Below are 11,929 nucleotides of genomic sequence, written 5' to 3'. Positions count from 1 at the left end.
AGTATTAGCACTCGGGTACTTAGAGTGCTAACAGAGGTGATGATCATGTTAACAGAACGGCAACTGCTCATTTTAAAGGTGACAGTAGATGATTACATTCAATCAGCTCAGCCGGTAGGATCGAACCAACTCTCCAGAAGACCTGATATTCCGTTTAGTCCTGCCACTATACGCAACGAAATGGCGGATTTAGAGGGGATGGGGTTTTTAGAAAAAACACATACGTCTTCCGGACGCATTCCTTCGGAGAAAGGATACCGCTATTACGTCGATCACTTGCTGACACCAAGACCACTACCACAACAGGACATTTTACAGTTGCGTTCAATTTTTGAAGAAAAGCTGACAGAGACAGAAGAAATTATCAAACGCTCTGCCATGATTCTTTCGGAATTGACCAATTACACTTCTATTTTATTGGGTCCTGATGTACGTAGACACATCGTTAGGAAATTGTCGATTGTTCCTTTAACTTTAGACACAGCTGTGGCGATTATTGTGACCGATTCTGGTCATGTGGAAAATCGGATTTTTCCTATTCCGCCTGGACTCGATCCATCGGATATTGAAAAAATGACGAATATCCTAAATGAACGGCTCGTTGGTGTATCGCTAAACAATCTGCACCTGCGGTTAGAACAAGAGACATTGACGATTTTACAGCAGCATGTTGAACGCTATGGTGAATTGTTTCATACGTTTAGGCAAGCCGTTTTATTGCCACATACGGATGAAAATATTTATTACGGCGGTAAGCTGAACATCTTAAGACAACCAGATTTTCATGATCTTCAAAAAATCAGAAATTTAATGGATGTCATGGAAGAAGTAAAGCACATTCCGATGATCTTGCCAGTTGGAAGCCAAGGCCTCCATATTCGCATTGGCTCGGAAAATGTGCTTACAGCAATGGAAGATTGTAGTGTCATTACGGTATCTTATGATATCGGAGAAGAACAGACCGGTTCCATCGCTATAATAGGTCCAAAACGAATGGATTATAAACGCATCGTTTCTATATTGGATTTGCTGAGCGGTGATTTATCGAAAGAACTGAACCGGTTGTTTAATGGAACGTGAACAAAGGAGGAACAGATTTGTCGAAAAAAAATGATTCATTAAAAGCAGAAGAACATGTAGCACCAGAAGCTGTTGAAGTAAAAGACGCTGAAGCTGAACAGTCACCAGAATTAGTAGATGCAGAAGCGCCTGACGAATCTTCTAGTGAGGAAGAGTCTTCAATAACGGATGAAACTGAAGAGCTTCGTGCGCAACTTGAAGCTGAGCAAAACAAATATTTGCGGTTATTGGCTGACTTTGATAATTTCAAAAGACGTACTCAAAAAGACAAAGAAATCGCCAATAAATTCCGTTCACAATCACTATTAGCGGATATTCTGCCAGTACTAGACAATTTTGAACGTGCTTTGTCTCTTACGACAAGCAGTGAAGAGTCAGCGTCCTTGCTAAAGGGCGTGGAAATGGTACAGAAATCGTTAATTGAAGCTGTGAACCGTGAAGGCCTAGCAGAAATTAAAGCGGTCGGCGAACCATTTGATCCGAATTTCCATCAAGCAGTTATGCAAGAAAAAGACGAATCTGCAGAAGCGGGAATTGTGTTACAAGAATTGCAAAAAGGCTATATGTTAAAAGATCGGGTTATTCGCCCGGCAATGGTAAAAGTAAACGAATAAAAATATTGGAGGAATTTAACAATGAGCAAAATTATCGGTATTGACTTAGGAACAACAAACTCAGCAGTCGCAGTATTAGAAGGCGGCGAGCCAAAAATTATTCCAAACCCAGAAGGCAACCGTACAACTCCTTCTGTTGTCGCTTTTAAAAATGGCGAACGTCAAGTCGGCGAAGTAGCTAAACGCCAATCAATCACTAACCCGAATACCATTCAATCCGTTAAACGTTTAATGGGTACGCAGGAAAAAGTAACAGCTGAAGGCAAAGATTATACGCCTCAAGAAGTTTCTGCAATGATTTTACAATACCTTAAAGGGTACGCTGAAGAATATTTAGGCGAAAAAGTAACAAGAGCGGTTATTACAGTTCCAGCTTACTTCAATGACGCAGAGCGCCAAGCAACAAAAGATGCGGGACGTATTGCAGGTCTTGAAGTAGAACGTATTATTAACGAGCCAACTGCAGCAGCATTAGCATACGGTCTTGATAAAACGGAAACAGACGAAACTATCCTTGTTTATGACCTTGGTGGCGGTACATTCGACGTATCGATTCTTGAACTTGGCGATGGCGTTTTTGAAGTAAAATCAACTGCCGGCGATAACCGTCTAGGTGGAGATGATTTTGATAAATTGATTATCGATTATTTGGTACAAGAATTCAAAAAAGACAATGGTGTTGACTTGTCTAAAGACAAAATGGCTACTCAGCGCTTGAAAGATGCTGCTGAAAAAGCGAAAAAAGACTTGTCAGGCGTTTCTTCAACTCAAGTTTCATTGCCATTTATCACTGCTGGAGCAGAAGGACCGCTTCATTTGGAAGTTACAATGAGCCGTGCAAAATTTGACGAGTTAACTTCTTCATTAGTTGAACGCACAATGGGACCTACACGCCAAGCATTAAAAGATGCTGGTATTTCAGCTTCTGATCTTGATCGCGTTATTCTTGTTGGTGGATCTACTCGAATTCCAGCTGTACAAGAAGCTGTGAAAAAAGAAACAGGCAAAGAGCCATATAAAGGTGTTAACCCGGATGAAGTTGTAGCAATGGGTGCAGCTGTACAAGGTGGCGTATTAACTGGAGACGTAAAAGATGTGGTCTTACTAGACGTAACGCCATTATCACTTGGTATCGAAACAATGGGCGGCGTATTCACGAAATTGATCGAGCGTAACACAACGATCCCAACTTCGAAATCGCAAACATTCTCGACTGCTGCTGATAACCAGCCAGCCGTAGATATTCATGTATTACAAGGCGAACGTCCAATGGCAGCAGCTAACAAAACACTTGGCCGTTTCCAATTAACGGATATTCCGCCAGCACAACGCGGTGTACCACAAATCGAAGTAAGCTTTGATATCGATAAGAACGGTATCGTTAGCGTTAAAGCGAAAGATCTTGGAACGCAAAAAGAGCAAACAATTACAATTCAATCGAATTCGTCTTTAACTGACGAAGAAGTTGAACGCATGATCAAAGAAGCAGAAGAAAATGCTGAAGCAGATGCAAAAGTAAAAGAAGAAGTAGAAGTTCGCAATGAAGCGGACCAAGCAGTCTTCCAAACAGATAAGACAATTGCAGACCTAGGCGAAGTTGTTACAGAAGAAGAGAAAAAACAAGCGGAAGATGCACGCGATGAACTAAAAGCGGCATTGGAGTCGGATAACATCGACGACATTCGTGAGAAAAAAGACAAACTTCAGGAAATCTTGCAAGGATTGTCAATGAAAGCTTATGAGCAAGCAGCGGCAGCTCAACAAGCTGGAGAAGAAGAAAATGCTGCGTCGGGAAATGACGATGTCGTTGATGCAGAATTTGAAGAAGTAAACGACGATAATAAGTAAGACCTTGAAGAGTCAAAGCAAAGCAACATGCTTTGGCTCTTTCAATGTCTTTGCAACAGCGATTTAAACCGTGTACAATTACAGTTGATTGTTAGAGGGAGAGTGACTCATGAATAAACGAGATTATTATGAAGTACTGGGTGTATCTAAGACTGCTTCTAAAGAAGAGCTTAAAAAAGCATACCGGACTTTATCGAAAAAATTCCACCCAGATATTAATAAAGATGCCAATGCATCGGAGAAATTCCAAGAAGTAAAAGATGCCTATGAAGTACTGAGTGACCAACAAAAACGGGCACAATACGATCAATTTGGGCACCAAGATCCCAATCAAGGATTTGGTGGCGGCGGAGCTGATGGCTTTGGTTTCGACGATATTTTCAGCACGTTCTTTGGTGGCGGTTCAAGACGCCGCGATCCAAGTGCTCCGCGTAAGGGTGACGATCTACAGTATTCGATGACCATCGATTTCATGGATGCTGTGTTCGGGAAAGAAACAGAAATTGAAATTCCTAAAGATGAAACATGTGATACTTGTGACGGTTCCGGTGCAAAGCCTGGCACAAAGAAAAAAACGTGTCCATATTGTGATGGTTCTGGTCAAACAAATGTAACGCAAGACACACCTTTCGGCCGTATGGTCAATCGTCGTGCTTGCCAGCATTGTGAAGGCTCTGGTCAAATTATCGAAGAAAAATGTTCAACTTGCCGTGGTCAAGGCAAGGTTCGCAAAGTTAATAAAATCAAAGTGACTATTCCGGCAGGGGTCGATGATGGCCAGCAATTGCGTGTCACTGGACAAGGTGGACCAGGTGTTAACGGAGGACCTTCAGGAGATTTATATGTTGTTTTCCGTGTGAAATCACATAAACAATTCCAACGTGAAGGCGATGACATTTATTTAGATATTGCCATCACCTATCCGCAAGCAGCGTTGGGTGACGAAATTGAAGTGCCGACAACTTCAGGGAAAGTGAAATTAAAAATTCCGGCCGGCACACAAAGTGGTGCGCGTTTCCGTCTAAAAGGCAAAGGTGTTAAAAATGTCCATGGTTACGGAACGGGCGATCAACATGTTATTGTTCGAATAAAAACACAAACAAACCTCAGCGAAAAGCAAAAGCAGCTATTACGTGAATTTGCTGAAATTAGCGGCGATATTCCAGAAGAGCATAGCAGTTCTCTTTTTGAAAAAATCAAACGTACAATTAAAGGCGATTAATAAGAGCTACGGGGTTAAAATTTTCTTTTTATGAATAGTTAAAGCAACTGGATTTTTACAAACAGAAGACTCTGGCGAAAAGCGAGAGTCTTACTGACTGTGAAGTCGAAAAGGAGCTGAGTGGAAGTGAAATGGTCAGAACTGTCGTTTCATACGACAAATGAAGCAATTGAAGCGGTCTCTAACATCATGCATGAAGCAGGAGCCAGCGGGGTTGTCATTGAAGACTCGGAAGACTTAACGAAAGAAAGAGAATATCGCTTTGGAGAAATTTATTCACTAGATCCTGAAGATTTTCCAGTAGATGGAGTGATTTTGAAAGCTTATCTCCCCGTCAATAGTTTTTTGGGAGAAACGGTCGATGCAATTAAAGTGGCGATTAATAATCTAGCTGCTTTTGATATCAACCTTGGCAAAAACGAAGTGACAATTAGTGAAGTGGACGAAGAAGATTGGGCCACAGCTTGGAAGAAGTACTACCACCCTGTAAAGATTTCCGAACGTTTCACGATTGTTCCAACTTGGGAAGTTTACAATCCGGTATCAAGTGACGAATTAATTATTGAGTTAGATCCAGGAATGGCTTTTGGAACGGGTACCCATCCTACTACTGTTATGAGTCTTCAAGCGTTAGAAAAAGTAGTACGACCATCTGATCGTGTCATCGATATTGGTACAGGTTCTGGGGTATTGGCAATTGGTGCTGCATTATTGTCTGCCAAAGAAGTATATGCACTGGATTTGGATGAAATTGCTGTAAAAGCGGCGATTGATAATGTGGAACTAAACAAAGTTCAAGGCATTGTGACAGTTGAAAAAGGCAATCTAACTGATAAAGTAGATCAACCGGCTGATGTAGTTGTAGCTAATATTTTGGCGGAAGTTATCATGTCGTTTACAGATGATGCTTTCAATATCGTTAAACCAGGCGGTAGCTATATCACTTCAGGTATCATAGAAGCGAAAAAGAACGACGTTAAAGCCTCACTTGAAGCTTCTGGGTTTGTCATTGAAAATGTCATGATGATGGAAGATTGGGTTACGATTATTTCAAAAAAACCTGAGTAATGAGGTGCCACAATGCAACGATATTTTATAAAAGGCAAAATTCCTGAAAATCAAATAGTGGCGATAACTGGCGATGATGCAAAGCACATCGCCAAAGTTATGCGCCAAACTATTGGGGACGATTTGATTGTAGTTATGGAAGATCAAGCGTATCAGGCAAAAATAGTCAGTGCAGATTTTGACGTAGAGGTAAAAATCGGTAGCGATTTGGGAATGCAAGTCGAATTGCCGAAAAAAGTGACCATCGCTTGTGGATTGCCAAAAGGTGACAAGCTGGATTTGATCACGCAAAAAGCGACAGAGCTCGGAATGTATGCATTAGTACCATTTTCGGCAGAACGCTCTATTGTAAAATGGGACAGTGCTAAAAGTGAAAAGAAGATTGGACGTCTCCAAAAAATTGCCAAAGAAGCAGCTGAGCAATCACATAGAACGCATGTCCCAGAAATACATGGCATTCACAGTTTTAAACAATTGCTAGATAAAGCCAACTCGTATGACGCGGTCATTGTAGCTTACGAAGAAGAGGCGCGGCAAGAGGATAGGACTCGGTTTGCTGAAATTTTAAAAGCATTGTATGATAAAGATTCAGTGCTGATCATCTTTGGTCCAGAAGGTGGAATTTCACAAGCAGAAGTGGCGTCTCTAAAAAACGCTGGAGCGAGCTTTACTGCTCTCGGTCCACGGATTTTACGGACAGAAACGGCACCTTTGTATGCATTATCTGCGATTTCTTATGAATTTGAATAACACTGCATAATAATTTTAAAAAAAGAATGGGGATTTTTAGTCATGACAACAATTGCATCATACATTGATCATACTTTATTAAAACCTGAATCTACAGAAAGCCAAGTTGTTCAGCTTTGTCAAGAAGCGGCTGAATACAAATTTGCTTCTGTATGTGTTAATCCGGCTTGGGTTGAAACGGCAGCGGTTGAGTTGGCAGAGAGCGACGTGAAAGTTTGCACAGTTATCGGATTTCCATTAGGTGCGTCAACGTCTGAAACGAAGGCTTTTGAAACGACGGATGCTATTCTAAAAGGCGCTGGTGAAATCGATATGGTCGTGAATATTGGAGCACTTAAAAGTGGCAATACGGACCATGTGAAAAAAGATATCGAAGCGGTTGTCAATGCAGCAAAAGGCAAGGCGATTGTCAAAGTGATTTTAGAAACTTGTTTATTGACTGACGAAGAAAAAGTGACTGCTTCACGTTTATCCAAAGAAGCAGGAGCTGACTTTGTCAAAACTTCTACGGGCTTTTCAACTGCTGGAGCTACAGTTGAAGACGTCAAACTAATGCGTCAGACAGTAGGTCCAGATTTGGGCGTTAAAGCTTCTGGTGGCGTTCGTAGCCTTGAAGATGTAGAAGCCATGATCAAAGCAGGAGCTACGCGTATCGGTGCAAGTTCAGGCGTCAAAATCATGCAAGGGTTAACTTCTGATTCTGATTATTAACTATTGACCTTTCATCTAGAATACGATATAATTTTTGAGTATATAACACTTGTTGTTCTTCGCTTCAACGTGTGTTCGGAGGGAGGGAAAAAGAGATGTCAAAAACTACAGTTCGTAAAAACGAATCGATTGAAGATGCTCTTCGCCGCTTCAAACGCACTGTTTCTAAATCTGGAACAATGCAAGAGGTAAGAAAGCGCGAGTACTATGATAAGCCGAGCGTGAAACGTAAACTAAAATCAGAAGCTGCGCGTAAACGTAAATTTTAATTGACCTTAAGCAGTATAATGACTTTTAAAAAATATGAACGACCAGCCTAAACCACCATCACGAGTATCGTGATGGTGGTTTTTCTATTTATTCTATTTGTAAGCGCGTTCTTTCGTTATTACTGAAGATTTACTTTATAATAGGAGACGTACCTTGAAACTTATTTCCTGTTCATCCGTATAGATACAAACAGTAAATTTGAAATGCGAAAGGAGAGATCCTGTTGAGCAGAGTCAAAGTCTGTATTGGTTTTGGGCTTTTGCTACTATCGTTTTTGCTCATGCTCCCGGCCATACAGGCTGATACTTCGACTGTGTACGTGATACCTATTGAAGATGAGGTCGAAAGAGGACTGCAGGCTTTTATTGAACGGGGCATTGAAGAAGCAGAAGACGCTGGAGCCGAAGCAATCATATTCGAGATAGATACACCAGGTGGATTTGTCGCAGCAGCAGATGGCATTGCCCGTCTATTGGACAAAACGTCATTGGAAAAAATAGCTTTCATCAATCAAGATGCTTTGTCTGCAGGTGCTTTTTTAGCTTTGCACAATGATGAAATCTATATGCATCCGAATGGTCGTATGGGTGCAGCACAGGTAATTGATCAAGCCGGTAACGCAGCTGCTGACAAAGCCAATAGCGCTTGGTTAGCATCCATGAAGAACGCGGCTCAGACAGCAAGTCGTAATCCTCAGATTGCCTTAGCGATGGCTGATGCTTCCATAGATTTGCCTGAACTTGGTGCGGCTGAAGGGAAGTTGTTAACTTTGGGTGCGGCTGAAGCTGAACAGGTGAACTATTCGCAAGGGACGGTATCTACCTTAGACGAGCTACTTAGTTTGAAAGGACTTGAAGATGCCACAGTCGTGACAGTCGATGAAACGTTCTCAGAAAGCCTCGCTCGTTTTTTGACCAACCCGATTGTCGTGCCAATTCTTCTATCAATTGCAGGTCTTGGATTACTTCTGGAGCTATTTACACCTGGAGTTGGAGTTCCTGGATTTATTGGCTTGACGTTCCTTATGCTGTTTTTCTACGGACATTTGGTAGCAGGGTTAGCCGGTTATGAGTCCATTGTTTTATTAGTTATTGGTTTTGGTCTATTAATAGCTGAGTTTATTATTCCTGGAGGTGTTGCTGGATTCCTGGGAATTGCAGCGATCCTAGGAAGTGTTTTACTCGCGGGAGGAGATCTTAAAACCACCGCCATAGCAGTACTTATTGCAATGATAGTAGCAACAATAGGGATGGTGATTGTAGTGAAATTCTTTGGTAAGCGGCTTGATTTGTTCAAACGGATTATCTTGACGGATGCTACCGATACGGCAGGTGGTTATGTATCGACTACAAATCGCCCAGAACTTGTCGGTAAAATTGCCCAAACAGTGACAGCGCTCCGTCCTTCCGGTACCATTAAATTAGAAGATGAGCGCATTGACGCTGTATCAGAAGGCAGATTTATCGACAGTGGTAAAGATGTTAAGATAATCAAGGTAGAAGGTTCACGTATCGTCGTTCGTGAACTTGAAAAACAAGAGGAGGAATAGAGAAATGGGAATTGAAACAATTGGTTTAGGTGCTGCGATAATTGGTATTATCGTCGTTTTGGCAATTTTCTTCACATTCGTACCAATTACATTATGGATTTCAGCATTAGCTGCAGGGGTCAAAATCAGTATCTTTACGCTAATCGGAATGAGATTACGTCGCGTTATTCCGTCACGTATCGTCAATCCATTAATTAAAGCATCAAAAGCAGGATTAACAGTAACCATCAATCAATTAGAAAGTCACTATTTAGCTGGTGGTAACGTTGACCGTGTCGTTAATGCGTTGATTGCGGCGCATCGTGCTAATATCGAATTGCCGTTTGAACGTGCAGCAGCGATTGACCTTGCAGGTCGTGACGTATTAGAAGCAGTTCAAATGTCGGTTAACCCGAAAGTGATTGAAACACCATTTATTGCAGGTGTTGCAATGGACGGAATCGAAGTGAAAGCAAAAGCTCGTATTACAGTTCGTGCTAATATTGACCGTTTAGTCGGTGGTGCAGGAGAAGAAACAATTGTTGCTCGTGTAGGTGAAGGGATTGTCTCTACTTTAGGTTCGAGCACTAGTCATAAAAAAGTTCTAGAAAATCCGGACTTGATTTCTCAAACCGTTTTATCTAAAGGCCTGGATTCCGGAACAGCGTTTGAAATTCTGTCGATTGATATTGCAGACGTTGATATTGGTAAAAACATTGGCGCAGAGTTGCAGACAGAACAAGCAGAAGCAGATAAGAAAATTGCTCAAGCAAAAGCAGAAGAACGTCGTGCAATGGCTGTAGCAAGTGAACAAGAAATGAAAGCCAAAGTTGTTGAAATGAGAGCAAAAGTTGTAGAAGCTGAAGCTGAAGTACCACTTGCTATGTCGGAAGCGCTACGCAACGGCAATATTGGCATTATGGATTACGTCAATTACAAAAATGTCCAAGCAGATACAGGTATGAGAGAGTCTATCTCAAAAACGGGCATGGACAAATCCGACGATAAATAATCGGCAGCAGTCATAAGGGAGGTTTGTCGTATGGAAGCTCTCATATTTGGACTTGTTATCATGGCGGTAAGTGCTTTTTTTAATAAAAGCAAAAAAGATTCACCCGATGGAGATGTTCCTGCTAAGCCCGTCTCAACAAAAGCGTCAACTGATCGAGACGGTCGCTCTGACCAAGGGAGGTTCAAACGGGTGGAAGATTACGCTAAAGAAATTTATGGGGAACTACAAAATCAAAAAAATCAAGGTTCTGAGCGTGTAGGGCAGGCAAAGAAAAAAGCGGAAGAAATGGTAAACCGTGCACCTCTTCGTGAAGCACGACAAGAAGTGCAGCGTCGTGTTTCGTCTAGAGATGCACAACATGAAATCCAAGATCGCATTTCTACGCATAGATCAAAGCCGCTACGCGATCAGCCTGTTAGTCAAAGTCCTGAAGAAATATCGCATGAATTTTTGCCGTTGAGTAGTGAAGATGTAAGAAGAGGCATTATTATGGCAGAGATTTTACTACCGCCCAAATCCAAAAGATAAAAAACAGCAACTAGTTCCCGCTAGTTGCTGTTTTTTATTAATAATAATATTATGTAAAGTTATATGGCGTTTAAACTGCTTATTGATTTACATAGCAGATTTAAAAGTTGTAAGTTAAACTACTGTTTTTGAGTTACTGCTATTTCGTAAGCGAAACATCGTTTATTAGCTGCTCTTCTTGTTCGATTTTTGTTATTTAGTTTTTTCAATCAATTTATCCAGAACAAAAATTTTACAAGTGATTATCTTTAATGATAGAGTGAAATTAGCAGTAAATACTCGATTCTAAGGAGCGTCCACATGACAGAAAACAACTTACTAGAACTACATGTGAAAGACCCAAATGAAGCGGTTCAACTGCTCGGGATCTCAGATAGTCATTTAACATTAATCGAAGAAGCTTTTAACATTCAAATTATTACCCGCGGTGAGGTCATCAAGTTATCAGGTTCTGAAGAAGACAAGCAAACGGGGAAACTATTAATAGAACAATTATTGCGGGTTATACGCAAAAATATTAACATCAATCAGCGAGATATTATCTCTGCTATTGAAATGGCTAAAAGCGGCACAATCGAATATTTTGCCGAACTTTACGACGAAGAAGTGGCGCGCAACGCTAATGGCAAGTCTATTCGGGCAAAAACAATAGGTCAGCGTCATTATATTCAAGCTATGCGTAGCAAGGATTTAGTTTTTGGAATTGGTCCTGCTGGGACAGGTAAAACGTATTTAGCCGTCGTCATGGCAGTTCAGGCGCTTAAAAATGGTCAAGTAAAGAAAATTATTTTGACACGGCCTGCTGTGGAAGCAGGGGAAAGTCTTGGTTTTTTACCAGGAGATTTAAAAGAAAAAGTAGATCCTTATTTGAGACCGCTCTATGACTCTTTACACGATGTGTTGGGTCTTGAGCAAACAAATCGCTTTATCGAACGCGGGACGATTGAAATTGCTCCTCTTGCTTATATGAGAGGTCGTACACTTGACGCAGCGTTTGTTATTCTTGATGAAGCGCAAAATACCACAAAGGCACAAATGAAAATGTTTTTGACGCGGCTAGGTTTTGACTCGAAAATGATCATTACCGGTGACAAAACACAGATTGATTTGCCGCGTGGGGCTGAGTCGGGGTTGATTGCAGCAGAAACCATTTTAAAAGATGTTCCAACTATTCATTTTCAGTATCTTGAAAGCGGAGATGTGGTTCGTCATCCACTTGTAGCAAAGATCATAGATGCCTACGAAAAACAGCCGATATAATTAAATGTAAAAGATGCAGGGGCGAAAATCCCTGCATC

Annotated in this window: 12 protein-coding genes; all 12 read left to right on the top strand. The window is 41.3% G+C overall.

What is annotated here, in order from left to right; translation table 11 throughout:
• Positions 1-45 precede the first annotated feature (45 nt).
• The 12 genes from hrcA (at position 46) to AUO94_RS01340 (ending at position 11,891) form a co-directional block, all read left to right on the top strand.
• Positions 46-1,080, top strand: a complete 1,035-nt coding sequence (gene hrcA, locus AUO94_RS01395) for a heat-inducible transcriptional repressor HrcA (protein ID WP_058385573.1) — start codon at positions 46-48, stop codon at positions 1,078-1,080.
• 17 nt (positions 1,081-1,097) lie between these two features.
• On the top strand, positions 1,098-1,694 hold the full coding sequence (gene grpE / locus AUO94_RS01390) for a nucleotide exchange factor GrpE (RefSeq protein ID WP_058385572.1): 597 nt from the start codon (positions 1,098-1,100) through the stop codon (positions 1,692-1,694).
• 21 nt (positions 1,695-1,715) lie between these two features.
• Entirely contained in the window at positions 1,716-3,542 is a 1,827-nt protein-coding gene (gene dnaK, locus AUO94_RS01385) for a molecular chaperone DnaK (RefSeq protein WP_058385571.1), read from the top strand.
• A 109-nt stretch (positions 3,543-3,651) separates the two neighbouring features.
• Positions 3,652-4,764, top strand: a complete 1,113-nt coding sequence (gene dnaJ / locus AUO94_RS01380; RefSeq protein ID WP_058385570.1) for a molecular chaperone DnaJ — start codon at positions 3,652-3,654, stop codon at positions 4,762-4,764.
• 126 nt (positions 4,765-4,890) lie between these two features.
• Positions 4,891-5,832, top strand: coding sequence for a 50S ribosomal protein L11 methyltransferase (gene prmA, locus AUO94_RS01375; RefSeq protein ID WP_058385569.1), 942 nt, complete (start codon positions 4,891-4,893; stop codon positions 5,830-5,832).
• 12 nt (positions 5,833-5,844) lie between these two features.
• Positions 5,845-6,582: a 16S rRNA (uracil(1498)-N(3))-methyltransferase gene (locus AUO94_RS01370; RefSeq protein ID WP_058385568.1), complete on the top strand. Its 738-nt coding sequence runs from the start codon at positions 5,845-5,847 to the stop codon at positions 6,580-6,582.
• A 42-nt stretch (positions 6,583-6,624) separates the two neighbouring features.
• Positions 6,625-7,293, top strand: a complete 669-nt coding sequence (gene deoC / locus AUO94_RS01365; RefSeq protein ID WP_058385567.1) for a deoxyribose-phosphate aldolase — start codon at positions 6,625-6,627, stop codon at positions 7,291-7,293.
• Positions 7,294-7,388: 95 nt separating this feature from the next.
• Positions 7,389-7,562 (top strand): 30S ribosomal protein S21, encoded by a 174-nt coding sequence (gene rpsU / locus AUO94_RS01360; RefSeq protein ID WP_006828698.1) that lies wholly within the window; start codon positions 7,389-7,391, stop codon positions 7,560-7,562.
• A gap of 224 nt (positions 7,563-7,786) precedes the next feature.
• Positions 7,787-9,112, top strand: a complete 1,326-nt coding sequence (locus AUO94_RS01355) for an NfeD family protein (protein WP_082707484.1) — start codon at positions 7,787-7,789, stop codon at positions 9,110-9,112.
• Positions 9,113-9,116: 4 nt separating this feature from the next.
• A complete protein-coding gene (floA, locus tag AUO94_RS01350; RefSeq protein ID WP_058385566.1) occupies positions 9,117-10,103 on the top strand; it encodes a flotillin-like protein FloA in 987 nt (328 codons plus the stop codon).
• Positions 10,104-10,133: 30 nt separating this feature from the next.
• The gene (locus tag AUO94_RS01345) at positions 10,134-10,631 is read left to right on the top strand and encodes a hypothetical protein (RefSeq protein ID WP_058385565.1); all 498 of its coding nucleotides are present in this window, start codon (positions 10,134-10,136) and stop codon (positions 10,629-10,631) included.
• A 300-nt stretch (positions 10,632-10,931) separates the two neighbouring features.
• Positions 10,932-11,891 (top strand): PhoH family protein, encoded by a 960-nt coding sequence (locus AUO94_RS01340; protein WP_058385564.1) that lies wholly within the window; start codon positions 10,932-10,934, stop codon positions 11,889-11,891.
• Positions 11,892-11,929 lie beyond the last annotated feature (38 nt).

Source organism: Planococcus kocurii (assembly GCF_001465835.2).
Lineage (GTDB): Bacteria > Bacillota > Bacilli > Bacillales_A > Planococcaceae > Planococcus > Planococcus kocurii.
This window is presented reverse-complemented; position numbering and strand designations above follow the sequence as displayed.